Annotated in this window: 22 protein-coding genes; 15 read left to right on the forward strand and 7 right to left on the reverse strand. The window is 68.5% G+C overall.

The annotated features are described in order from the left end of the window. Positions 1–12 precede the first annotated feature (12 nt). Positions 13–990 carry a glucokinase gene (locus ACQ66H_RS07690; protein WP_430433500.1) on the reverse strand — a complete coding sequence of 326 codons (978 nt, stop codon included), beginning with the start codon at positions 988–990 and terminating at the stop codon, positions 13–15. 68 nt (positions 991–1,058) lie between these two features. Between ACQ66H_RS07690 and glgA the strand changes: the two genes are divergently transcribed. Beyond that, on the forward strand, positions 1,059–2,525 hold the full coding sequence (glgA, locus tag ACQ66H_RS07695) for a glycogen synthase GlgA (RefSeq protein WP_430433501.1): 1,467 nt from the start codon (positions 1,059–1,061) through the stop codon (positions 2,523–2,525). 43 nt (positions 2,526–2,568) lie between these two features. On the opposite strand, the gene ACQ66H_RS07700 is transcribed toward glgA, so the two are convergent. Genes ACQ66H_RS07700 through ACQ66H_RS07720 form a run of 5 tightly spaced genes read right to left on the reverse strand, consistent with a single transcriptional unit; the run spans position 2,569 to position 7,315 of the window. After that, positions 2,569–3,516 (reverse strand): glycosyltransferase, encoded by a 948-nt coding sequence (locus ACQ66H_RS07700; RefSeq protein ID WP_430433502.1) that lies wholly within the window; start codon positions 3,514–3,516, stop codon positions 2,569–2,571. 1 nt (position 3,517) lies between these two features. After that, entirely contained in the window at positions 3,518–4,711 is a 1,194-nt protein-coding gene (gene waaF, locus ACQ66H_RS07705; RefSeq protein ID WP_430433503.1) for a lipopolysaccharide heptosyltransferase II, read from the reverse strand. Then, the gene (locus tag ACQ66H_RS07710; protein ID WP_430433504.1) at positions 4,699–5,334 is read right to left on the reverse strand and encodes a D-glycero-alpha-D-manno-heptose-1,7-bisphosphate 7-phosphatase; all 636 of its coding nucleotides are present in this window, start codon (positions 5,332–5,334) and stop codon (positions 4,699–4,701) included. The genes waaF and ACQ66H_RS07710 overlap by 13 nt, the downstream gene beginning before the upstream one ends. Then, positions 5,325–6,059 carry an SDR family oxidoreductase gene (locus tag ACQ66H_RS07715; protein WP_430433505.1) on the reverse strand — a complete coding sequence of 245 codons (735 nt, stop codon included), beginning with the start codon at positions 6,057–6,059 and terminating at the stop codon, positions 5,325–5,327. Before ACQ66H_RS07715 ends, ACQ66H_RS07710 begins: the two co-directional genes overlap by 10 nt. Then, a complete protein-coding gene (locus ACQ66H_RS07720; RefSeq protein WP_430433506.1) occupies positions 6,056–7,315 on the reverse strand; it encodes a glycosyltransferase family 4 protein in 1,260 nt (419 codons plus the stop codon). The genes ACQ66H_RS07715 and ACQ66H_RS07720 overlap by 4 nt, the downstream gene beginning before the upstream one ends. 490 nt (positions 7,316–7,805) lie before the next feature. On the opposite strand from ACQ66H_RS07720, the gene ACQ66H_RS07725 reads away from it, so the two are divergent. The 13 genes from ACQ66H_RS07725 (at position 7,806) to ACQ66H_RS07785 (ending at position 20,751) form a co-directional block, all read left to right on the forward strand. Continuing rightward, a complete protein-coding gene (locus tag ACQ66H_RS07725; protein WP_430433507.1) occupies positions 7,806–9,194 on the forward strand; it encodes a sigma-54-dependent transcriptional regulator in 1,389 nt (462 codons plus the stop codon). Positions 9,195–9,256: 62 nt separating this feature from the next. Next, positions 9,257–9,592, forward strand: a complete 336-nt coding sequence (locus tag ACQ66H_RS07730; RefSeq protein WP_430433508.1) for a hypothetical protein — start codon at positions 9,257–9,259, stop codon at positions 9,590–9,592. Positions 9,593–9,720: 128 nt separating this feature from the next. After that, positions 9,721–9,939 carry a hypothetical protein gene (locus ACQ66H_RS07735; protein ID WP_430433509.1) on the forward strand — a complete coding sequence of 73 codons (219 nt, stop codon included), beginning with the start codon at positions 9,721–9,723 and terminating at the stop codon, positions 9,937–9,939. Then, on the forward strand, positions 9,939–10,337 hold the full coding sequence (locus ACQ66H_RS07740) for a phage holin family protein (RefSeq protein ID WP_430433510.1): 399 nt from the start codon (positions 9,939–9,941) through the stop codon (positions 10,335–10,337). The genes ACQ66H_RS07735 and ACQ66H_RS07740 overlap by 1 nt, the downstream gene beginning before the upstream one ends. Further along, positions 10,330–10,674, forward strand: a complete 345-nt coding sequence (locus ACQ66H_RS07745) for a hypothetical protein (protein WP_430433511.1) — start codon at positions 10,330–10,332, stop codon at positions 10,672–10,674. Before ACQ66H_RS07740 ends, ACQ66H_RS07745 begins: the two co-directional genes overlap by 8 nt. After that, entirely contained in the window at positions 10,671–13,649 is a 2,979-nt protein-coding gene (locus ACQ66H_RS07750; protein ID WP_430433512.1) for a hybrid sensor histidine kinase/response regulator, read from the forward strand. The genes ACQ66H_RS07745 and ACQ66H_RS07750 overlap by 4 nt, the downstream gene beginning before the upstream one ends. Further along, complete coding sequence (locus tag ACQ66H_RS07755; protein ID WP_430433513.1) at positions 13,646–14,515, forward strand: YihY/virulence factor BrkB family protein; 870 nt, start codon at positions 13,646–13,648, stop codon at positions 14,513–14,515. Before ACQ66H_RS07750 ends, ACQ66H_RS07755 begins: the two co-directional genes overlap by 4 nt. 156 nt (positions 14,516–14,671) lie before the next feature. Continuing rightward, the gene (locus ACQ66H_RS07760) at positions 14,672–15,655 is read left to right on the forward strand and encodes a BON domain-containing protein (protein ID WP_430433514.1); all 984 of its coding nucleotides are present in this window, start codon (positions 14,672–14,674) and stop codon (positions 15,653–15,655) included. A 56-nt stretch (positions 15,656–15,711) separates the two neighbouring features. Then, complete coding sequence (locus tag ACQ66H_RS07765; protein WP_430433515.1) at positions 15,712–16,146, forward strand: PRC-barrel domain-containing protein; 435 nt, start codon at positions 15,712–15,714, stop codon at positions 16,144–16,146. 88 nt (positions 16,147–16,234) lie between these two features. Next, a complete protein-coding gene (locus ACQ66H_RS07770) occupies positions 16,235–18,973 on the forward strand; it encodes an ATP-binding cassette domain-containing protein (protein WP_430433516.1) in 2,739 nt (912 codons plus the stop codon). Then, positions 18,954–19,481, forward strand: coding sequence for a hypothetical protein (locus ACQ66H_RS07775; protein ID WP_430433517.1), 528 nt, complete (start codon positions 18,954–18,956; stop codon positions 19,479–19,481). Before ACQ66H_RS07770 ends, ACQ66H_RS07775 begins: the two co-directional genes overlap by 20 nt. 1 nt (position 19,482) lies before the next feature. Further along, the gene (locus tag ACQ66H_RS07780; protein WP_430433518.1) at positions 19,483–19,977 is read left to right on the forward strand and encodes an MgtC/SapB family protein; all 495 of its coding nucleotides are present in this window, start codon (positions 19,483–19,485) and stop codon (positions 19,975–19,977) included. A 186-nt stretch (positions 19,978–20,163) separates the two neighbouring features. Beyond that, positions 20,164–20,751: a DUF4142 domain-containing protein gene (locus ACQ66H_RS07785; RefSeq protein WP_430433519.1), complete on the forward strand. Its 588-nt coding sequence runs from the start codon at positions 20,164–20,166 to the stop codon at positions 20,749–20,751. 198 nt (positions 20,752–20,949) lie between these two features. Here the strand turns inward: ACQ66H_RS07785 and ACQ66H_RS07790 are convergent, their stop codons facing one another. Further along, positions 20,950–21,837 (reverse strand): aldo/keto reductase, encoded by an 888-nt coding sequence (locus ACQ66H_RS07790; RefSeq protein WP_430433521.1) that lies wholly within the window; start codon positions 21,835–21,837, stop codon positions 20,950–20,952. Between the two features lie 299 nt (positions 21,838–22,136). Between ACQ66H_RS07790 and ACQ66H_RS07795 the strand changes: the two genes are divergently transcribed. Further along, the gene (locus ACQ66H_RS07795; protein WP_430433522.1) at positions 22,137–22,511 is read left to right on the forward strand and encodes a hypothetical protein; all 375 of its coding nucleotides are present in this window, start codon (positions 22,137–22,139) and stop codon (positions 22,509–22,511) included. The last annotated feature ends 4 nt before the right edge of the window (positions 22,512–22,515 follow it).

A 22,515-nucleotide genomic window follows, 5' to 3' on the forward strand; every position in this document is an offset into this window, starting at 1 on the left:
GGCGGCGCTGCCCTATCGCGGCGGCAGCAGCGCTTCAACCGCGCGGGCGGCGCCGAGCAGCGGCAGCAGGCAGTCGGTCACCAGCCACAGCGGCAGCCCGGTCATCAGGCCACTGTGCCGCCCCTTGTCGCGGAAGGCTGCGAGAAAGCGCGCAGCGTGAGCCGGCAACAGCTGAGGGGCGATGCCGCCGGTCAGGAAGACTCCGCCGGCGGCCAGCACGGTGAGCGCATGATCGCCGGCCACCGCGCCGTAGCAGTTGACGAATACATCGAGTGCCCGCATCGCCTGCGGGTCGCCGGCCGCGGCGCGGCGCCACACCGCTTCGCCGTTGTCGTCCGCGCGCACGGCCGTGCCGCGGCGGTCGCACAGCCAGTCGTGAATGTGGACCAGGCCGGGGCCGGACACGATGTGTTCGGCGATCACCCGCCCGGTCTTGCGGTGCAGGTAAGCCCACAGTTCGGCCTGTTCTTCGTTGGCCGGGGTGAAACCGACGTGACCTCCCTCGCCGGGGACGATCACGCAGCCCGCGCCGGCGGGCACCCGGATGGCAACCCCCAGTCCGGAGCCGGCACCGATCACCAGCTGCGGCGCGCCGGGCCGGACCGCGCCGGTCTGCAGCGGCAGCAGCCCGTCGCTGCCCAGTTCTCCGATGCCGTGGGCGCTGGCTTCGAAGTCGTTGAGCAGCCGCACCGGTGCACCGCCGAGCACGATGCGCAGTGCCGCCTCGTCGATCGACCACTCGAGATTGGTCATGTCCACGCGCCCGTCGATCACCGGTCCGGCAACGCCGAAACCGGCTGCTTCGAGCTCGACGGCGTGGCGCAGCGTCTGCGCGGTCGCCGCAAAGAAGTGATCAAGCATGGTCGGAAGGTCGGGCCACTCGGCGTTGGTGTAGCGCTGCGTGCGCACGAAGCTGAACCGCGCGCCGTCAACCCGCTCGACCAGTCCGATCAGGCTTTTGGTGGCGCCGATATCGCCGCACAGAATCATTGCAGTCTCCTTCTATCGATTGTCGGGGCGGCTGGCGCTGTGCCCGCATGCACCCGGAGGTCATTTTCATGAAAGCCGGAAAGCCGTTCCGCGTACTGTTCGCCACGCCGGAGTGCGCGCCGTGGGTCAAGGTGGGCGGGCTGGGCGAGATCAGCGCTGCACTGCCGCCCGCACTGCGGGCCCTCGGCCTGGATGTGCGCGTGCTGCTGCCGTGCTATCCGTCGGTCCGGGCCTGCGCGCGCGGCGCGCGCAGCGTCGCCAACGTCAACGCCGAATTTGGCCTGCCGGCGGCGCGCCTGCTGCGGGCCACACTGCCGGGCGAGGTGCCGGCGCTGCTGCTCGATTGCCCCGCGCTCTACATGCGCGACGACGGGCCCTACGTCGATGCCGACGGTGCGGACTATGCCGACAACGCACTGCGCTTCGGCCTGCTGTCGCGCGTCGCGGCGCGTCTGGCCTCGGCTGCCAGCCCGCTGCGCTGGCGCGCCGACGTGCTTCACTGCAACGACTGGCCGACCGGCCTGGCGCCGCTTTACCTGAGCGGCCTGCCGGAGCCGGCAGTCAGCGTGTTCTCCATCCACAACCTCGCGTTCCAGGGCCTGTTCCCGCTGTCCGAAGCGTCGTCGCTGGGCATTCCGGCAGGCGCCTTGCACAGCGACGGCATCGAGTTCTGGGGGCAGCTGTCTTTCATGAAGGCGGCCCTGCGTCACGCCGACCGCTTGTGTGCGGTCAGCCCGACCTATGCGCGCGAAATCCTCGACGCCGAGCAGGGCTGCGGACTGGAGGGCGTGCTGCGCGAGCGGGCGGACGATCTGGTCGGCATCCTGAACGGCATCGACAGCGCGGTGTGGGACCCGGCCACCGATGCCCACTTGGCCCGGCGCTACGACGCGCGTGCGCTGGCCGGCAAGCGCGTCAACAAGCGGGCACTGCAGGCGGAAATGGGGCTGCAGCAGAACGACGATGTGCTGCTGTGCGGCATGGTGACGCGACTGACCGGGCAGAAGGGCGTCAACCTGGTGCTCGATGCGCTGCCCGCCCTGCTCGAACGACCGCTGCAGCTCGCCCTTCTGGGCACCGGCGAGGCGGCGCTCGAACGGGCCGTGGCGGACGCGGCCGCACGGGCACCGGGCCGTGTTGCCGCACACATCGGTTTCGACGAGGGACTGGCGCATCGCATCGAGGCGGGCGCCGATGCGTTCCTGATGCCGTCGCGTTTCGAACCCTGCGGTCTGAACCAGATGTACAGCCAGCGCTACGGCACGCCGCCCATCGTGCGGGCGACCGGCGGACTGCGCGACAGCGTCGCCGATTTCAGCGAGGCGGCGCTGCGCAGCGGCGAGGCGACCGGTTTCGTGTTCGACGAGGCGAGCGCCGACGCGCTCCTCGCGGCGGTGGACCGCGCGCTGGCGGTCTACGGCCGAACGACACAGTGGCGAGCGCTGTGCCGCAACGGCATGGCGCGCGCCTTCGGCTGGGATCGTCCGGCGCTGACCTACCGGACCCTGTACGAATCGGTACGCGCGCGCCGCTGAACGCGCGGGCGCAGTCAAGCGGGGCGACACGGGGCGCATCGGTTCAGCGCACGACGTCTTCGAACACGCGCTGCCAGTCGGCGACGAAGCGTCCGATCGCGAACCGTTCGCGCGCGTCGTGCCGGGCGCAGGCGCCCATCGCGGCGGCTTCCGCCGGGTCGGCAAGCAGTCGCCGGGCAGCGTCCACCAAAGCTTGCGGATCGGTGGCGAGGCAGCCTGAACGACCGTTGCGGACGACCGTCACCAGTTCGGTGGTGGCCAGCCCGACCACCGGCAGCCCGATCATCATCGCTTCGATCGCCGACAGGCCGAGACTGGTCCAGCGCACCGGGTGAAGATAGAGCCGGTAGCGGGAGAGGAAGTGGGGCAGTTCCGGGTTGGCGATCTCGCCCAGTCCGCCGCACTGTTCGGAGCCCATGCCGACCAGATCGATCTGCAGCGACGCGCGCACCTGCTGGAACACGTCCAGCCCCAGCCGGCGGCCGCGCCGCGCCAGGTTGTTCACGACGGCGATGCCGCGCGGCAGTTCGCCGGTGTAGCGCACCGCGTCCGGCACCATCACGCCATGCTCGATCACGCGGGTCGGCGTGCGCCCGCTGTCCCACATCAGCGCGTTGAAGGCGGTCACATGGACCAGCAGCACGTGCGGATCGTTGACCGGATGGCGTGTGTCGGTGGGGTGCTGCTGCGGCGGATCGTGTTCGAGGTAGATGCGCGGCAGGCGCCGCTGCGCCTCGGTCAGGCAGCGGTGCTGGCCTTCGTTCCAGGCGGCTGCGTCCTGGAACAGGATGCAGTCGAACTGCGTCGTCGCCAGCGCGTTGACCGGCACCTCGACCACGTTGTCCCCCCACGGAAGTGCGCCGGCGCGGCCGCTGAAGCCGGGGCTGCGCTGGGCATCGACCGGCAGCAGGAATACGTGCGGCACCTGACTGAGGTAGTACATGTAGTTGCCGTGCACGTGCCAGGTCAGTATGCGTAGCGGTCGCGCCATGTCAGTGTCCGTCCGCAGCGGGAGTGGCCGATGTCCGGGCGCTGTCCGCACCCTGGTCGAGCAGCTCGCGCGCGGCGGCGGCGACGCGCGCCGGGTCGAGCAGGCGCAGGCAGGCGTGATGCTGCTGCGGACAGACGCTGCGGTAGCACCAGCGGCACGGAACGTCCTCGTACAGCACGCGGTGCTCGACCTGCCACGGGGCGTGCTGCGGATTGGTGAACGCGTAGACGTCTACGACCGGCGTGCCGACCGCCGACGCGATGTGCACCGGTCCGGTGTTGTTGGCGATCAACAGCGCGGCGCCGTCGATGACGGCCGCCAGTTCGCCGAGGTCGAGCACGCCGGCCAGCGTGGCGCTGCGGGTCGAGGTCTGACGGCGCACGTCGCGTATCGTTTCGCTTTCGTTGGTCGAGCCGGTGAATACGATCTGCAGGCCGTCCTCATCGGCCGGCTCGCCGAGGTGTTCGAGCACGGCCGCGTAAAGCTCCGGCGGGTAGCGGCGCGACGGCGCGCTGGCGCCCGGATGCACGACGATGTAGGGCTGAGCCGGGTCGACGCCGGCGGAACGCAGCAGTGTGTCGGCGCGCGTGCGGTCGTCGTCGCGGATGTGGAAGGACAGGTGGGTGTCCTCCGTCCGCGCGCCGATCGCCTCGACCAGATCGAGCTGGCGGCGCACTTCGTGACGCAGCACTTCGTGCGGCTCCGGGTCGATGATCCAGTCGCTCAGCAGGTGATACGGATTTTCGCGGCTGTATCCGAGGCGCAGCGGAATGTGGGCGAGCCAGCAGAGCAGGGCGGCCGGCAGCGCGCTCTGGCTGTACACGGTGAAGATGACGGCGGCGTCGAAGTGTTCGTGCCGCAGCGTTTCCGCCAGCGCCAGCAGTTCGTCCGGCAGCAGCGTGCCGCCGGGCAGCCAGGGCGGTCGCGCCTGCAGCACCGCGTCCACCTCCTCCAGGTGGGGCTGCAGCGCCTTGCCGGCGGCGCCGGCGAGCATCGTGAGGTGGCGCCCGGGCGTGGTCTGGCGCAGCGCGCGCAGGGCCGGGGTGGTCATCAGCACGTCGCCCATATTGTCCAGCCGCACCGCGAGCACGCGGCGCGCCGTCCGCCAGGCTTCCATATCGCACTGTCCGCGCAGCGTCTGGCCGGGCGACAGCTGTCCGCCGACAGGCGGCGGTGCCGGGTTCAGGCGGTCCATGACTGCGCTCCCGCCGGCATATGCGTGCGCGGTGCAACGCGACGGTCAGCCAGTATGTGGTCTGCGGCGTCGCGCAGTGTGCGCGCGATGTGGTCGGGCCGGCGCAGCGGGCCGTCCACCCATTCGGTTTCTGAGCCGACGTCGAGCAATATCGTGCTGCAGCCGGCACGTCGCCCCGCCTCGACGTCGTCGAGAATGTCGCCGATCATCCACGACGACGCGAGGTCGATGCCGTGCACCTGCGCTGCACGCTGCAGCAAACCCGGCAATGGCTTGCGGCAGTCGCAGACGCGAGCGCCCTCGCTGACCGACGGGTGGTGCGGACAGTGATAGATGCCGTCGAGCACGACGCCGAAGGTCGCCAGCCGTTCAAGCAGTGCCGAGAACAGCGTCGCGATGGCCTGATCGTCGAACAGGCCGAGCGCGATGCCGGGCTGGTTGGTCACCAGTATCAGGCGGTAGCCGGCGCGCTGCAGGCTGAACAGTGCCCCGCCGGCGTCTTCGCGTAGGCGCAGGTGGGCGGGATCGACGTTGTGCGGCACGTCCTCGACCAGCGTGCCGTCCTTGTCGATGAATACGGCGCGGCTCAGCGGACGGCCTGGGGTGGGGCGACTTACGGCCATGACGTTTCTCCCATCGGCAGCACCGATATTTCCGCCACCACGCTCTCCGGCGGCAGCGTCAGCACATTCACCACGGCCGCGGCGACCGCTTCCGGCGCCTGCAGCACCATAGGGTCGAGGTCCGGAAAGCGCTCCAGCAGGAAGGGCGTGCGCATGCCGCCGGCGATGACGGCGGTCACCTTGATGCCGAGCGGTCGCAACTCGGCGTGCAGCGCGTGCGAGAAACCGAGCAGCCCCCACTTGCTGGCGTGGTAGGCCGAGGCATTCGGCCAGGCGCGCTTGGCCGCGGTGGAGGCGATGTTGATGATGTGACCGCCGCCGACCGCCTGCATGTGCGTCAGCGCCCGTTTGCAGAACAGGAAGGGACCCCGCAGATTGGTGGCCATCACGTGGTCCCACTGCGCGATCTCGAGCTCGGCCAGCGGCAGCGTGTAGTTGACGCCGGCGTTGTTGATCAGGATGTTGATTGCGCCGAAGCGCTCGCGTGCGTGTTCGAGGCAGCGTTCGACCTGGTCGGCGTCGCCGACGTCTACCGCACAGTGGCTGGTTTCGAAGCCGCGCTCGTTCAGCTCGCGACTCGTCTGTTCGACTGCGTGGCTGCGCACGTCGATCAGCACGACGCGCGCGCCGGCCTGGCACAGCGCCTCGCTGAGCGCCCGGCCCAGTCCGCGGGCGGCGCCGGTGATCACTGCGGTGCGGCCTTCGAGAGGGCGTACGGGCTTCATGATCCGGCCCTTTCCTCGAAGGCGGGCGCGGTACGCGCACACAGTTCTTCGTAGATGCCGTTGAGAGAGGTGGCGACGCGCTTCCAGGTGAAGGTGCTGCGGACCCGGCGCAGACCGGCGGAGCCGAAACTGCGTGCGCGCAGCGGGTCGTCGTGCAGCCATTTCAGCCGTTCGGCCAGCGCCGACGGATCGTGCGGCGGCACCAGGTAGCCGGTCTCGCCGTTGACCACCGTGTGCCGGATGCCGCCGACATCGGCGCCGACCACCGGACGACCGCAGGCCATCGCTTCCAGCGGCGTGATGCCGAAGGGCTCGTACCAGGGCGTGGTGACGAATACGTCGGCGGCGCAGTAGTAGTCGCTCAGCGCTTCGCGCTCGCGGCGGCCGGTGAACAGCGTCCGGTCGGCCACGCCTTCCTCTTCGGCGATCGCGCGCAGACGCCCGATTTCCGGCGTATAGCGAGGGTCGGGGTCGGGGTGCTCGCCGCCGACGACGAGCAGCCGCGCGTCGATGCGATGGTCCCGCTTCAGCACGCCGACGGCGCGGATCACGTTGTCGATGCCCTTGCGCGGCACCAGCCGGCCCAGCTGAAGCACGACAAAGTCGTCGGCGGCCAGGCCGAGCCGTTCGCGTGCACGACCGTCGCCCGGCCCCAGTTCGCGCGTATCGACACCGCAGGGGACGATCGCGATGCGCTCGCCATCGGCGCCGTACAGGCTGGTCAGATCGGCAAAGTCCTGCGGACACTCGGCAATGATGCAGTCGGCACGATTGACCAGGGCGTCCTCGATCGCGATTCGTTCGTCCGGGAATCCGTCGGCGCTGCCCTGATGCAGTCGTCGGACGCGGCCCAGTGCGTGGAAGGTGACGACCAGCGGCACCTGCAGCCGGTCGCGCAGGAAGAGGCCCACCTGTCCCGACATGAAGAAGTTCGCGTGCACGATGTCGTAGCGCCACGACCGCTGTTCGCACCAGCGCGCAATCCATGATGCGAAGGCCGGCATGTGTGGAAGCAGAGCCTCCTTCGGCAATGGTTGCGGCGGACCGGCATCGACCTGGATGACACGCGTGCCGGGCGCCAGCACGGTCACCACCGGTGTGGACGGGTCGTCGCGCCGCGTGAACACATCGATCCGGTGACCCAGTGCGGCCAGCTCGCGGGCGACGAAGGCGACATAGACGTTCTGTCCGCCGCTGTCAACGCCACCCTGCGCGGCAAGTGGTGAAGCGTGTTCGCTGATCATTGCGATGTGCATGGAAGCTCCCGGCCGACAAATGCGATGGGGGTGATGGGCAATCCATGTGCCCGTGCGAATCGACGTCGAGGCAGATCTGGCAGTGCGGCGCGGCCCGGTGGCTCATGTAAGTTGGGCCGGACAAGGGAAAGAATTACCCGCCACCTCGGCACCGACGGATGCCGATGAGGGGCGGGGAAACGGCCCGGACCGCAGGCCGATGTCACTCAAGGCGTAACAGGATGATGAGCGGCGTATCGGCGGATCACGGGCGTTAACAATCCGTTGGAGTCGAGCGCCGAAGGGGCAAGACAGACAGCGTTGACGGCGCCCCGATGCGCATCTGGACGTAATCCATTAACCTTATTTAACAATTACGGGGGCATGTCGATTTGGCGGTGCAGCATGCTGACAGACCGCGCCCGCTCTGGTGAACTCGCCGGACGGATGCCGATGTGAAAGTCAGGATCGGCGCCGCGGGGTCCCTTTTCACCTGTCCGCCGGAGGCCGCATGCCCCGAGTCCTGCTCGTAGATGACGATCCCGAGGCGATCGAATGGCTGTCGGAGCTGATCCGCAGCGAGGGTTACACCGTCGCTGCCGTCGATTCGCTCAAGGCAGCGCGCATACACCTCACCCGCTCGACTCCTGAGCTCATCCTGACCGATCTGATGCTGCCGGACGGACAGGGCATCGAACTGCTCGCTGACTTCGGCTCCAGACCGGCGCCTGCCATCGTCGTCGTGACCGGCTACGCGAGCATCGAGAGTGCCATCGAGGCGATGCGCGCCGGTGCCACCGACTACCTCATCAAGCCGCTCGACCATGAGCGGCTGCGCGGCATCCTGAGCCGGATGCCGAAGACCGAAGTGCTGCGCGAGGAGATCGGCGAGTTGCGCAGCGAACTGATACGCCTCGGACGCTTCGGCCACATGCTCGGAAATTCGCCGGCGATGCGCCGGATCTACAACCAGATCGACCGCGTCGCGCCAACATCTGCGACCGTGCTGCTGATCGGCGAAAGCGGGACCGGCAAGGAGGTCGTTGCGCAGACGCTGCACGATCTCAGCCGACGCAAGCGCCAACCCTTCCTGCCACTCAACTGCGGCGCCGTATCGCCGCAACTGATCGAGAGCGAACTGTTCGGCCACGAGAAGGGCAGCTTCACCGGCGCCGACCGGCAGCACCGCGGCTTTTTCGAACGGGCGCACGGCGGCACGCTGTTCCTCGACGAAGTGACCGAAATGCGCCCCGACCTGCAGGTCAAGCTGCTGCGCGTGCTGGAAACAGGCACCTTCATGCGCGTGGGTACCAACGATCCCATCGTCACCGACATCCGTCTGATCGCCGCGACCAACCGGGTGCCGGAAGAGGCGGTGGCGGAAGGGCGTCTGCGCGAGGATCTCTATCACCGCCTGAACGTGTTCCCCATCGTCCTCCCGCCTCTGCGGGAACGCGGCACCGACATCGAACTGCTGGCCCAGCACTTCCTGACGGAACTGAACGAGCGCGAGCACGAGAACAAACGCTTTTCGCCGGAGGCGATCGCGTCGCTGTATGCCCACTCGTGGCCAGGCAATGTGCGCGAGTTGAAGAACTACGTCCACCGCGTGTTCATCCTCGCCGACGAGGTGATCGAACCCGATCTGGCTCCGGACAATTTCACCAAGGCGTCGGCGGGGCCGGTGCTCACCATCCGCGTCGGCACGCCACTGGAGGAGGTGAACCGGCGGGTGCTCGAAGCGACGCTTCAGGAATGCGGCAACGTGAAACGCAAGGCGGCCGAGGTGCTCGGCATCAGCCTGAAAACCCTCTACAACCGTCTGTCGCTCTACAACTCGGCGCGAGTCGAAGAACTGGAAACCGAAGGCGATCTGGAGCACAGCGGACAGGAGGACTGAGGCGCTTTCCGGAACCGTCCGTCGGCAATGTCAGTGCAGAAGTGCCGAAAAGGAGTCATCCGATGAAACGAAACCGAGCGCGCGCACGGCGCGACAAGAAGACCTTGCACGGCAGCAACGACGTGGATCTGACCCGCCGCCGGCCGCACGAGGAAGGACTTTCTCTCCCCTACGAGCGTGACGAGTCGCCGGACGAGGCGGCGGGCAGCGAGCCGCGCGCCATCATCGATCAGGCTGCACGCGACGTCGCGCGCGGGCTGGTCGATACCGACCGGCGCGGCACGCCGTCCGATGTGCCCGGGCCGCCGGTCGAGCCGGGGCAGGCCGACGTGAGCGGCGAAGGCGTGGATGCAGGACGCTTCTCGCACACGCGCAGGCCCGGCCGCGAACAATCCTGACCGGGCGCACAGCCCGGGAACACGGTTTGCTGGACCACTGCACCGCCGCAATCGCATTCCATTTTTCCGTCGCGGCGGACAACTGCTGGAGGACGTGACCGATGAGCAATGTTACGCATGAACCCCTGATGAGCGCGGCCGAGGCCGAATCCCGTCTGGATGCCCAGGTCAGCCGCCTGAAAGGTGCGCTGGCGAGTGCTGCCGAAAGCGGCCGCAATTTTGCGCATGACCTCGCTCACGACGAAGGTTGGGTGGGCGAGGGTGTGCGGTGTGCCCGCAAACATCCGGTGGCGGCGGTTGCCATCGCCGCCGCGGTCGGATTGCTGCTCAGTCGCGTCCTGCGCTGATGGGGCAGGACGCGACGGGCCGGACCGGCGGGCGCGCGGTCGAGGACCTCGGGCAACTGTGGCGGCGGGCGTGTTCGCTGGCCGCCGACTTCAGCCTGCTGATCGCGCTGGACGTCCGCCGTTCGGCACGCCGGGCGGTCGAGGCGCTGTGCATCGCCGTGGTCGCGGCTGTGCTGTTCGCCGTGGCATGGATTGCCGTGATGGCCGCGCTGATTGGCTTTTCGGCAGAGCCGCGCGCCACATGGGCGCACGGCATGCTGGGCGCCGGTGCCATCAATCTATCGCTCGCTATCGCGATGGGGTGGTGGGTCCGCAGCCGCTTGCGGCGGCTGCCGCTCGCCACGTCAATCCGTCAATTGCAGGGCATCAAGGAAGGGGAGGTGACCGCGGATGGCTGACCCCGAAACGCTCGAACTGGCGCGCGTTGCGGCGCGCGTGAACGCGCAGCGGCGCGCGCTGCGTCAGGCCGTCAACGCATGGGCGACGGCACGCCGTGAGGCCGTGGTGTCGGTGCGGGGGCTGGCCGCCGTGGCCGCGTCAGCGTTGACGCTGGGTATCGCACTGCGCGGCCGGCGCAGCCGGGCTCCCGCCGCGGCTGGCCGCTTGTCGGCGCTGCTGGCCGTAATGCTGGCGGGGATGCGGATCCATCGCGCCTATCACGACACCTTCCCGCGTCCGGTAGCAGTGCGGCGGTGCGGTCATCAGCGTTCCGCCGGGGTGTCTCCGACCGAATGAATCGTCCGGCTGACGCGCAAGGGGCCGCGATGACGCCGACCGAACTGGCCGGGCGCGTGAGTTCGGCTGCAGGTCGTGGCATTGGTGCGATCGGCCGGCTCGGCGCGGTCAGCGATGCCAGCGCCCTGGTCGCGCTGATCGCGCTGATCGGCTTCGTCGGCTGGGCGCGAGACTTTCCGGCGCCGTCGTCGCTCACGCTGCTTTTCCCCACACTGATGCCGAGCAGCCTGTTCCTGCTCGGGCTGGTGGCGATCGCGCTGCGCGAGCTGCGCTTCGGTCACCGCGCGCGGATGCGCTACACGGTCACGCTGGCGTCGGCGGTGATCGCCTTCGTGTCGCTCACCCGGCTGGCGGTCGATCTCGATGTGCTCGACGCACAGACGGAAAGCGTGCTGGTCGGGGCATTGTTCTCGACGCAGTCGTCGCCGGTCACCAGCCTCAGTTACGTGTTGATCGCCCTGTCGATGGGGCTGGCCGCATTCGACCACCCGCTGGCGCGGCGGGTGTCCGGCTGGTGCGGTGCCGCGGTTGCCGCCATCACGCTGGTCAGCCTGTGCGTCATGACGGTGTCGCTGTTCGGCGAGAGCCGGCCGCTCGACCTGGACATGAAGTTCCCGGTGGCGCTGGCGCTGTTCGCGGCCAGTACCGGCCTGCTGTCGCTGCGCTCGGCGGACATTTTCGCGCAGCGTGACGACAACGCGCCCGGGCTGTCGGTGGTCCGCAATCTGGCGCCGCTGGCCGTGGTGCTCCCACTCGCAGCGGTGTGGCTGGAAGGCGCCGGCCGGGGGGCTGGACTGTTCCAGCGCTTCGAGGGTGTCGGCGTGGTCGTGGTAACCATCGTCATCGCCAGCCTTACGCTCATCGTATGGACCGGGCGCAAGCTTGACGACATGAACGATTCTCGGTCGCGCGCGGAACATCGCGCCGACACCCAGCAGACCTGGTTCGAAATCACGCTCGCTCATCTGGGCGAGGCGGTGATCACCGTTGACGACCAGCGTCGCATCGGTCTGCTCAATCCGGCGGCGACCGCACTGCTGGGCGTCAACGCCGGCGAAGTGGTGGGCAAACGCATGGAGGATCTGGTCCCGCTCGTCGAGGGGCGCACCGGCGTGTTGCTCGACTATCCACTACAGCAGGCGTTCGAGGCGGGCGCGCCGGTCACGCTGGAGGGGGAGCCGGCTCTGCGTAACGCCGCCGGCCGCCTGCAGCCGATCGAAATCACGGCAACGCCGATACTCGATGCGGAACAGCGGCTGGTCGGCGGCGTGCTGGTGCTGCGTGACGTCAGCGCTCGGCGTGCGCGCGAGCACGCCGAGCGCGAAGTCTATGCTGCGCTCGACCGGCGCGTGGCCGAGCGCACGCGCGCACTCGATCGCACGACTACGGTGTTGCGCGAGAGTACCGAACTGCTGCGCACGATCGCCGAAACCACGCCCGAGCAGATCATCGCCAAGAGCCGCTCCGGCGCGATCATGATGATCAACCCGGCGGCGCTGAAGCTGATGGGGCTCAGTCGTGCCCAGGTGATCGGCCGCCGGGAGGAAGACCTGTTTCCTGACTCAGCCGACATGCGGCGCATTGCACTGCACGACCAGGAGGTGATGGAGACCGGGCGCCCGGTGGTGGTTGAAGAGCGGCGCCACACCGCGGCCGGCGAACGCATCCTGCTGGTGACCAAGTCACCGCTGCGCGACGCCAAGGGCGAAGTGGTCGGCCTGGTCGGCGTGTCGAAGGACATCACCGAGCGCAAGCGGGCACATCAGGAACTCGAACAACTGCTCGACGCCGAGCACCGCCTGCGTGGCGAGGCGGAGCGGGCCAGTCGGGCGAAGGACGAATTTCTCGCCATCGTGTCGCACGAGTTGCGCTCGCCGCTGAACGCATTGAAGGGGTGGGCGCAGGTGCTGGCCGGCGTATCGACACCGGACCCCACACTGCTGGGTCGGGCCAGCGAAGCCATCAAGCGCAATGTCAACCACCAGGTGAGGCTGATCGACGATCTGCTGAGCACGTCGCGCATCATCAGCGGCAAGCTCGACCTCAACTGCGCGCGCATCAATCTGGTGGACGTCGCGGCCTCGACGCTGGAAACCTTCCGCGTGCAGGCGCACGAAAAGGGCGTCGCTCTGCGCTTTGAATCAGAACACGCCGTGGTGCCGGTCTGCGCCGATTACGACCGGATGCAGCAGGTGCTGAGCAACCTCCTTTCGAACGCGCTGAAGTTTACGCCGGAGGGCGGCTCGGTGCAGGTGTTGCTCGCGATGACCGCTGACACGGTGGACATGACGGTGGCCGACACCGGCATCGGCATAAAGCCGGACTTCCTGCCCCACGTTTTCGACCGCTTCAGCCAGGCGGACACGTCGATGACGCGCCGGTTTCAAGGCCTGGGCATCGGTCTGGCACTGGTCCGCAATCTGGTGGAACTGCAGGGCGGGACGGTGCGTGTGCGCAGCGGTGGCGAAGGGCAGGGCGCGGCCTTCGTCGTCCAGTTGCGGCGCCTCCAGGCGCACGAACATCCCTGCCAGCCGCCGACGTCTCAGCCGCCGCGGCGGCGCCTCGAAGGGGTCAAGGTCCTTCTACTCGACGACGATGCCGACGCCTGCGACTTCATGCTGCTCATCCTGTCGAAGGCCGGAGCACGCGTGCATGCCTTCGATTCGGGCGACGATCTGCTCGCTGCTTTCGGCGACGGATCCAGTTCCGTGGCGACAGTGCTCCTGCTCGACATCGCCATGCCTCGCGAGAGCGGATTCGAGGTGCTGAGGCGCGTTCGCGAGAAGTGGCCCGATCGCGCGGTGCCGGCTCTCGCCGTGAGCGCGCTGAGCTATCTGGACGACGCATTGCTGAAAAGTTCGGGCTTCGAAGCGCTGGTCAGCAAGCCGGTTGACGAGAGGGTGCTGATCGACACGATTGCCTCGGTGCTTGACCAGCAGGTGGCGGGCGACGGGGCGACCGGAACCGCCGGATGAAGCGCTCGGGTCTGACGCCGCTATACGACGGGGCGCGGCGGGTCTGGGCAGCGTTGCGCGGCTGGATCGCCCACGACGCGCCGTCGATGTCGGCCTCGATCGCGTTCTTCGCTGCCTTCTCGCTGGCGCCCATCCTGGTCGTCGCAGTGTCGGTCGCCAGCTTCTTCTTCGGTGTCGAAGCGGTGCAGGGCCGTCTGTTCTCGAGCATCGAATCGGTGGTAGGTGCGGCCGGGGCCGAGGCGGTGCAGGCCATGCTGGCCAACGCCTGGCTGAGCGGCGACCAGGGGTGGAGCGGCGCCCTGTCGCTGCTGGCGGTCTTCGTCGGCGCGACGGCGACCTTCGCCGAGCTGAACAGCGCGTTGAATCGCATCTGGAACGTCAACCCGTCCCGACGGGTCGTGATCGGACTGCTGCGCGTCCGGCTGCTGTCGTTCGGCATCGTCATCGGTACCGGCTTCCTGATGGTGGTGCTGCTGATCGCCGATGCGCTGCTCACGCACGCACAGGCCTGGCTGTGGGGCGCGCGCGGTGCCTTGCCGCTGCTGCAGCAGGTGCAGCAGTGCGTGTCCTTCGTGTTCCTGTGCGTCGCCTTCAGTGTGTTGCTCAAGGTATTGCCCGACGTCGTCGTCGCATGGCGCGAGGCGATCACCGGCGGCGTCGCCGCGGCGGTGCTGTTCGCGATCGGCAAGCACCTGTTCGCGCGCTACCTCGCCTATGTCGGTACGGCCAACGCCTTCGGTGCAGCCGGCTCGCTGGCAGTGCTGATGATGTGGCTGTTTTTCTCCGCCGCGGTTTTCCTGTTCGGTGCCGAGCTCGCCGCGGCCTCGCGACGACTGGCGGAACGGCCGGGCTACACGTCGATGTAAATGTTGCGCGCTTCAATCTGCTGATCGCCGCGCTCGGGCAGGGCACGCGGTTTGCCACTCTGCGGTAAGACGGGAGAGGTTGGCAGGCGCTGCATCGTGCGGGGCCGTCCTCTCCCGCCCGGTCTCACCGACCGGAAAGACAGAGGAGATGAAGCCATGAGATCGCAGCATTCGCGGACCATTCCGTTCGGACCCGAGGAGGACAGCACGCAGGACCGCTACCGGTCGCAGGGGGCGGAGCGCGGCATCACCGGTGCCGACTACCGGCGTTCGCGCGGCAACTGGGACGACGACGTCGAAGGCGGCCGCGGCACGGGGCAGGACACGCACCGCGGCTGGTCGGATCCCGGTCTGCCGCATGCGGACAGTTGGCGCCGTGGTCGGGAGGACTTCGAGCGCAACGGCCCGGGCGGTAGTCCGGACGAGCGCGGCGAAATGTTCGCCCGCGCCCGCAGCGGTGCCCGTCATGAAGGCGAAGCCGAGCACCCGATGCAGCAACGCTACGCCGGCTATGGCGGCTACAACGGCCCGTCCGGAAACTTCCCCGGTCGCGACTCCGGGCGTGACGACTACGGCTACGGCTGGAACCGCGCCCACACCGGCGAACGCTACGAAAGCAGCAACGACGAGTCGGAGCGCTTCTTCCCGCAAGGCGGCGGACGCCAGGCCGGCAGCCGCGAACAGGGGCACGACGAAGGTCGTGCCTGGCCGTGGCGGGCGCCGTCCGACGAGATCGGGCAGGGCCGCTCCAGCCACGGCACCCAGCCCGCCGACATCCACCGCGACCGCAAGGGCCCGAAGGGCTATTCGCGCTCCGACGAGCGCATCCGCGAGTTCATCTGCGAGCGCCTCGCGCAACAGCACCGGCTCGACGTCAGTGAAGTCAGCGTGTCGGTCAGCGACGGTTGCGTGACGCTCGAAGGCACGGTGCCGGACCGCGGCATGAAGCACGCCATCGAGGATGCTGCCGATGGCTGCTGGGGCGTCAAGGACGTCGAGAACCGCATCCGCGTCGCCTCGCATCTGCGCGGCATACAGGCGCTGGGCGGCGATGACGTCGGACGCACCATGAGCGAGTCGGCCAGCGAGGTGCTGACGGAGAACGCTGCCGCCAGCACGCCCCGGAAGGCGAAGGGCTGAGCGCAGCCCCGCTGTTCCATCCAGTTCGATCAACAACACAGACGGAGGTAACCACCATGCTGACATCCCAATCCCTTTCCGAGTCGGGCGCCCAGATCGTCGGTACGCCGAGCAGCATTCCCGACGGTCCAGGCCCCGAGGTCATGGCGGCGAGCACGCTTGAGGACGACGACGTCGTCAATCTGGCCGGCGAAGACCTTGGCAAGATCAAGGAAATCATGATCGACGTTCCGCGCGGTCGCGTGGCCTACGCGGTGCTGTCGTCCGGCGGCTTTCTCGGTATCGGTGATCGCCTGTTCGCCATTCCGTGGGGCGCGCTCAAGCTCGACGTCGAGCGCAAGTGCTTCATCCTCGACGTGGACGCGGAGCGTTTGAAGAACGCGCCGGGCTTCGACAAGGACCACTGGCCGTCGATGGCCGATCCGGTGTGGGCGAGCGAGGTGCATACCTACTATCGCCAGCGCAATTACTGGGATCCCCTTGACGAGTGAGCGTCCCCGGGCCGGTACCGCCATCGCGGTACCGGCCCGATCGGGCGCAGCCGTCGGCGACGATCATGGACCGTCGCCGACGCTGTTCGTGCTCCGCCTGCTCGGTGCGGCCGTATGGCGGCACCGACAGCGCACGCTGGGCGCATTCGTACTGGTGCTGCTGGCCAAGGCGGCAGCCGTGCTGGTGCCACTGTCGCTGAAGGGCATCGTCGACCAGTTGAGCCAGGTGCCTGCGCCCGCCGCGCTGTCGGTCGCGCTGGTGGTCGGCTACGCCATCCTGCGCTTCCTGGGTTCCTTCTTCAGCGAACTGCGCGACGTGCTGTTCGCGCGTGTCACCCAACTCACCGTATCCGGCTTCCTGCTGCGCGTGTTCGCGCACCTGCATCGTCTGGGCACCCGCTTCCACGCGCGCAGCCGCATGGGCGGGCTGGCGCGCGACGTCGAGCGCGGCTCAGCTGGGGTCGGCTTCCTGCTCGGCATCGGGCTGTTCACCATCGTGCCTACCCTGGTTGAGATCGTTGCCGTGATGGCGATCATGAGTGCCCATTACAGCCAGGTGTTCACCCTCATCATCCTGGCGACCTTCATTGCCTATGCCTGGTTCACCGTCGTGTTCACCGAGCGGCGCGCCATCTTCCAGCGTGCCCTGAACGAACTCGACTCCAGCGCCAACGGCACGCTGGTCGATAGCTTGGTCAATCAGGAAACGGTGAAGCACTACTCCAACGAGGGCTTCGAAGTCCACCGCTTCGGCCGCATCCTCGACCAGTGGGTCGAGGTCGGCGTGCAGAACCAGAAGGCGCTGTCGCTGCTGCATATCGGCCAGAGCGCGCTGATCGCGGTCGGCGTGGCCAGCGTCATGCTGATCGCGGCGCGCCATGTGTTCGCCGGAACGATGTCGGTCGGCGACCTCATCCTGGTGAACGCCTACATCATCCAGATCTGCCTGCCGCTCAACTCGCTCGGCTTCGTGTTTCGCCAGGCGCGCGATGCCGTGGTCAACGCCGAGCGCATGTTGCGGCTGCTCGACCAGAAGCCCGAGATCGAGGACTCGCCCGTGGCGCCGGCCGTGACATTGAACCGCGGCGAGGTGAAGTTCGAGCACGTGAGTTTCGGCTACGAAGCGAGCCGGCAGGTGCTGTGGGATGTGTCCTTCACGATACCGGCCGGCGGCACCGTCGCCGTCGTCGGCGGCAGCGGTTCGGGCAAGTCCACGCTGGCGCGGCTGCTGTTCCGCTTCTACGACACCGCTTCAGGGCGCATCACCGTCAACGACATCGACATCCGGGCGATGCCGCTGGCTTCGCTGCGCGCAGCGCTCGGCATCGTTCCGCAGGACACGCTGCTGTTCAACGAAAGCATCGCCTACAACATCGGCTACGGTCGTCCCGGGGCCACCTTCGACGACATCGTCGAGGCGGCGCGGGCGGCGCATGTTCACGACTTCATCGCCGGCCTGCCCGAGGGCTACGACACGCTGGTCGGCGAGCGCGGCGTAAAGCTGTCCGGCGGCGAGCGGCAGCGCATCGCGATCGCGCGCGCGATGCTGAAGAACCCGCCCATCATGGTGTTCGACGAAGCGACCTCGGCGCTGGACACGCGCGCCGAACGGTCGATCCAGGAAGAACTCGACCGGCTGGCGAAGACGCGCACGACCCTGATCATCGCGCACCGGCTGTCCACCGTCGTTGACGCCGACGAAATCCTGGTGCTCGAACACGGGCGCATCGTCGAGCGCGGCACGCACGATCAGCTGCTGTCGCTGCAGGGTCTGTACGCGCAGCTGTGGTCGCTGCAGCGGCAGCAGCAGCAGGTGGAGAGCACCGAGCGCGATCTTGCCCTGCAGCCGATCAATCTCACCGCGCTGCTTGCGGGCGTGGTGGACGGCCTGCGTGCGGAGATCGACGCCAGCAAGGCCGGTTTCTTCAGCACCATCACCGCCGACGCGCTGCGGGTGACCGGCAATCCGGGCCGGCTGCAGCAGGTGATGTGGTCGCTCGCGGCGCACGCGGTCGCGAGCAGCCCGCGCGGCGGGCGGATCGAATGGCGCATCGAGCGGATCGGCGAGCGCGCGCGCGTCAACTTCACCCACGCCGGCATGCCGCTGCCGCGCACCGGTGCAGCCGCCGGCCTGCTCGACGCGCATCGTCTGACGGCCATTCTTGAACAGCATGGCGGCCATTACGACACCATGGAGGCCGGTCCGGGGCTGATCGACGAGTACGTCGAACTGCCCTTGCGCGGCGCGACGGACATTCCGCGGATTCTCGACGCCCCGTCTGCACCTCTGCAGCCGGCGCCTCTGCCGGCGATCAGCGGGGCACGCGTGCTGGTGATCGACGACAGCAGCGACGGCCGGCAGCAGATCGAATCGGTGCTGCGCGCGCACGGCGTGCTGACGCTCGGGCACGCATCCGGTGCCGCCGCGCTGGAGGAACTGGCGCGGCTGCCGCGCGACCGCTGGCCCGATCTGCTGATCTGCGACGTCGCGCTCGGCGAAGAGGACGGACACGAGGTGATGCGGCAGTTGCGGCGCTTCGAGGCGGAGCAGGGCTTCACGCTCGAACAGCGGCTTCCGGCCATCGCGCTGAGCAGCTACGACACCGCCGACTACCGGATGCGTGCACTGCTGGCCGGCTTCCAGATGCAGCTGCGGAAGCCGGCGTCGACCGAACAGCTGGTCGGCGCGGTAGCCAGCCTGCTTGCCTACACAGCGACCGCGTCCGACCGGGCCTGGCGCGGTGAGCTCGCCGCACATGCCGAAGACGCCGACGGCGCCGGCGACATTTTCGTGAAAGGAGATATCGATGACGCATCCGCACGATGAAGCTGCCCGCGGTGGCGGCGTCTACCTGGGGCGCGCTGCGGCGCGCGAAGCGGTGGCGCTGGTGGCTCCGATGATGGAAAGCGCGCTCGGCCGGCGCGACGTCGTCGGCAGCGGATTTCTCTACGTGGTGGTGATGGACCCGGCGCGCGACGCGGGCGAGGCGAGCTTCGACGAGGCCGTGCTGTACGAGCAGGGCTTCGGCGACCGCACGCAGTGGGACGCTGATTACGCCGCCTTCGCGCGGGCCAAGGCAAGGTTGAGCTGGCTCACCGGACGTGACGGGCGGACGGTGCAGGCGCTGCTGCCGCACCTGCTGCGCGACGGCGACACGGCGCTGAGCGGTGGCGTCTGCCTGGACGGAATCGTGGTCGGCGTGAGCGGTGCCTTCCCCGAGTTCGACGAGCTGTTCGCTGGCGCGGTGGCGCTCGCGCTGCGTGCGCTGGCACGTAAGGCGCGGGAAGCGGACGACGCGACGACGCTGCGCGCACTGGCCGAAGGGAGCGACTGACATGGAAGGCCTGGCCGGCTTTGCCCTGACACAACTGCTCGACGGGCTGTGGGATCCGCAGCGGACCCTGCGCGCGTTGCTGCGCGTGCTGGTCGCCCTATGCTGCGGGGCGTTGATAGGCTATCAGCGCGAACAGGTGGGCAAGGCAGCCGGGCTGCGCACGCACATCATCGTTGCCGGCGGAGCTGCCGTCGCCGTGGCCGCGGCCTTCGAATCGGACATGGGGGACGACGCCCTGTCGCGCGTCATCCAGGGCCTGCTGACCGGCGTCGGCTTTCTCGGCGCCGGCGCCATCCTGAAGCTGCGCGAGGAGCTCGACGTGCGCGGCCTGACCACCGCAGCAGGCATCTGGATGACCTGCGCGATCGGTGTCGCGGCGGGGCTCGGACGCTTCGCCATCGCCATTCTCGCGACGGCGGCGACGTGGTACGTGCTCAACAGCCTTCAAGCGTGGGAGCGCCGCAACGGGGACGAGGACGCGGACAGGGCGCCTTGACGCCCGCTCGCCGCCCGGGGCCGGGAATGCTGCTTGCAGGATGCGGCAGGTGCCGTCGGCTGGCGGTGCGGGGGGCCGCGCGCCGCTGCAGGAACGGGGATGTGCCGGTGTCCGGACGGGACGGAGCGGGTTCATCTGCTGCGTGCCCCTCTCCTTTTTCACGCCTGTGTTTACGTGGAGACGCCCATGGGAGCGAAAACCATCATCGCCTGCGTATTGCTGGCGCTCGCGACCGTGCTGGTTGCGAACGATGTACGCGACCCCGTTGGAACGATTACCGACGCGCCCGCCGCCGCGCGACCCGGCAACGCCGGCTCCGGCAAGGCGCTGTCGCGGATCGACAGCGGCTTCCTGATCGACGCCGCGCGGCGCGGCCGGGCCGAGATCGAAGCGGCCGAACTGGAGGCGCGTGTATCCAGCCACGCCGACGTGAGACGCTTCGCCCGCCGCATGATCGAGGAACACGGCAAGGCGGCCGACGAACTGGCGGCACTGGCAAAGCTGAAGGGCGTCGAACTGCCGGAGATGCCTTCGGTCGCGCAGCGCACGGAGCTGACAGCACTGAAGGCGCTGAGCGGACATGTGTTCGACAAGACCTACGCGTCGCGCCTGGGCGTGCGCGCGCACGAAAAGGCGCTGGCGACATTCCGCACGGCGGTCAATCGGGCGCGCGATCCGGATGTGAAGGAATTCGCCACGCGCCAGCTGCCGCTGCTGCAGCGCCATCTTGAAGAGGCGCAGGCGCTGCGCGCCGCGGTGGGCAGCGACCGCTGACCGCACAGGATCGTGGGCGTCACCCACGCCAGGACGCGTGCCGCCGCCGTGCGTTGCAGTGATGGTCGAGCGTGCCCTTGCTGGCGCACTCCAGTGCCTTACCCGGATCGCACAACGGCGCCTGCGTACCGGATGGCATCCGTCCGCTCTGTCCGCCGAGCTGACCTCGCCCTGTGCGATGTGTGCGGCCGGTGAGGTTCAGGCGGCCGCGGCCGATGTTTCCCAGACATACCTGCCCAGCCGGCCCAGTTCAGAGAAGTCGGCGTCGGTCAGGCGCAGGGCGGCAGCGGCGACGTTCTCCTCGAGATGTTTCAGTCGGCCGGTGCCCGGTATCGGCAGCATGCAGGGGCTGCTCTTCAGCACCCAGGCGAGTGCGACCTGCGCCGGCGTCGCGCCGAGGCGGCCCGACAGTTCGTCGAGAAAGGCACCGGGCGCCGCCAGCTCACCGGCAGCGAGCGGGTACCACGGAATGAAGGCGATGCCCTGTGCGGCGCAGAAATCGACCACGTCCTCGTGCTGCCGCGACACCAGGTTGTAGAGGTTCTGCACGCTCACGACCGCGAAGTGCTGACGCGCGGCGCCGATGTCCTCGACAGCGACCTCGCTCAGTCCGACATGGCGGATCAGTCCCTCCCGCTGCATCTGCGCGATCGCGTCGAACTGTTCGTCGCGCGGCACCTTCGGATCGATGCGGTGCAGCTGCCACAGGTCGATCCGGTCAACGCGCAGCCGCCGCAGACTCATCAGCACCGCGTGGCGCAGGTACTCCGGCCGTCCCAGCGGTGCCCACCTGTCGGGCCCGTGCCGCACCAGGCCGCCCTTGGTCGCGACCAGCAGGCCGTCGTACGGATGCAGCGCTTCGCAGATCAGCGTTTCGCTGAACTCGGGACCGTAGCTGTCAGCGGTGTCGAGGAAGTTCACGCCCAGCTCGGGCAGGCGGCGCAGTGTGCGCAACGCTTCTTCGCGGTCGCGCGGCGGACCCCATACGCCGTCGCCAACGATGCGCATTGCACCGAAGCCGAGGCGGCGGACTTCGATGTCGCAAAGGGTGCAGCTGCCGGCCAGTGCGGCGTCGGGTGTTCTCATGGTCGGGCTCTCCGGGACGGTGACCGACGGCCGGCGATTCCGTGCCCTCGTCATTCGCCGACAGTGGCAAATCGTGTGCCCGTCGCGAGGCAGGGCGGCGCGCGGGTCGAGCGGTGAGACCGCCAGGGCAGCCGGCCGTGACGCGTGTAGCGCTTACCGTCCGGATGAAATTCCTGCACGCGAGGCGTGCTGCGCCCACGTCGGCAAGCGGTGTTTCCAGGGCACAGCGCTTGCGTGGAAGGGGCTGTTCCCGTTTGACGGGTACCGCACGATTTTTCCTAACAGACCAGGAGGTAGACATGAACAGCAGAACGCTTTTTGTTGCGCTTGCCATTGCGGCGGGAAGCCCGGGGGCCTTCGCCGCCGAAGTCCGCGGTGCACCGGTCGAGCAGCAGCCGGGCAGTTCCCGTTCGGGTGTGCAGTCCGATCAGGGCACTACCAGCAACGAAATCAACCGGCGTCCGACGCCGGTCTCGCCGGCTGCGCCCGGCGATCCCGCTTACCAGTCGCCCGATGACATGAACACGGGCAGCGGCGAGTGCGCGCCCGGCGACACGTCGCAGCGGTGCAGGGACGCCAGCGGGCAGCAGGATGGTGGCGTGACCCACCGACCGCAGCCGGTAGCGCCGGCCTCACCGGCCGATCCGCGGTACAAGAATGACAGTCGGCGCTGAAGCC

Origin of the sequence: Methyloversatilis sp., assembly GCF_965284615.1 — a bacterium.
GTDB lineage: Bacteria > Pseudomonadota > Gammaproteobacteria > Burkholderiales > Rhodocyclaceae > Methyloversatilis.

What these genes read in the sequence shown, in the direction of transcription:
- ACQ66H_RS07690 (WP_430433500.1), bottom strand. Translation starts at nt 990, where the DNA reads ATGATTCTGTGCGGCGATATCGGCGCCACCAAAAGCCTGATCGGACTG.
- glgA (WP_430433501.1), top strand. Translation starts at nt 1,059, where the DNA reads ATGAAAGCCGGAAAGCCGTTCCGCGTACTGTTCGCCACGCCGGAGTGC.
- ACQ66H_RS07700 (WP_430433502.1), bottom strand. Translation starts at nt 3,516, where the DNA reads ATGGCGCGACCGCTACGCATACTGACCTGGCACGTGCACGGCAACTAC.
- waaF (WP_430433503.1), bottom strand. Translation starts at nt 4,711, where the DNA reads ATGGACCGCCTGAACCCGGCACCGCCGCCTGTCGGCGGACAGCTGTCG.
- ACQ66H_RS07710 (WP_430433504.1), bottom strand. Translation starts at nt 5,334, where the DNA reads ATGGCCGTAAGTCGCCCCACCCCAGGCCGTCCGCTGAGCCGCGCCGTA.
- ACQ66H_RS07715 (WP_430433505.1), bottom strand. Translation starts at nt 6,059, where the DNA reads ATGAAGCCCGTACGCCCTCTCGAAGGCCGCACCGCAGTGATCACCGGC.
- ACQ66H_RS07720 (WP_430433506.1), bottom strand. Translation starts at nt 7,315, where the DNA reads ATGCACATCGCAATGATCAGCGAACACGCTTCACCACTTGCCGCGCAG.
- ACQ66H_RS07725 (WP_430433507.1), top strand. Translation starts at nt 7,806, where the DNA reads ATGCCCCGAGTCCTGCTCGTAGATGACGATCCCGAGGCGATCGAATGG.
- ACQ66H_RS07730 (WP_430433508.1), top strand. Translation starts at nt 9,257, where the DNA reads ATGAAACGAAACCGAGCGCGCGCACGGCGCGACAAGAAGACCTTGCAC.
- ACQ66H_RS07735 (WP_430433509.1), top strand. Translation starts at nt 9,721, where the DNA reads ATGAGCGCGGCCGAGGCCGAATCCCGTCTGGATGCCCAGGTCAGCCGC.
- ACQ66H_RS07740 (WP_430433510.1), top strand. Translation starts at nt 9,939, where the DNA reads ATGGGGCAGGACGCGACGGGCCGGACCGGCGGGCGCGCGGTCGAGGAC.
- ACQ66H_RS07745 (WP_430433511.1), top strand. Translation starts at nt 10,330, where the DNA reads ATGGCTGACCCCGAAACGCTCGAACTGGCGCGCGTTGCGGCGCGCGTG.
- ACQ66H_RS07750 (WP_430433512.1), top strand. Translation starts at nt 10,671, where the DNA reads ATGAATCGTCCGGCTGACGCGCAAGGGGCCGCGATGACGCCGACCGAA.
- ACQ66H_RS07755 (WP_430433513.1), top strand. Translation starts at nt 13,646, where the DNA reads ATGAAGCGCTCGGGTCTGACGCCGCTATACGACGGGGCGCGGCGGGTC.
- ACQ66H_RS07760 (WP_430433514.1), top strand. Translation starts at nt 14,672, where the DNA reads ATGAGATCGCAGCATTCGCGGACCATTCCGTTCGGACCCGAGGAGGAC.
- ACQ66H_RS07765 (WP_430433515.1), top strand. Translation starts at nt 15,712, where the DNA reads ATGCTGACATCCCAATCCCTTTCCGAGTCGGGCGCCCAGATCGTCGGT.
- ACQ66H_RS07775 (WP_430433517.1), top strand. Translation starts at nt 18,954, where the DNA reads ATGACGCATCCGCACGATGAAGCTGCCCGCGGTGGCGGCGTCTACCTG.
- ACQ66H_RS07780 (WP_430433518.1), top strand. Translation starts at nt 19,483, where the DNA reads ATGGAAGGCCTGGCCGGCTTTGCCCTGACACAACTGCTCGACGGGCTG.
- ACQ66H_RS07785 (WP_430433519.1), top strand. Translation starts at nt 20,164, where the DNA reads ATGGGAGCGAAAACCATCATCGCCTGCGTATTGCTGGCGCTCGCGACC.
- ACQ66H_RS07790 (WP_430433521.1), bottom strand. Translation starts at nt 21,837, where the DNA reads ATGAGAACACCCGACGCCGCACTGGCCGGCAGCTGCACCCTTTGCGAC.
- ACQ66H_RS07795 (WP_430433522.1), top strand. Translation starts at nt 22,137, where the DNA reads ATGAACAGCAGAACGCTTTTTGTTGCGCTTGCCATTGCGGCGGGAAGC.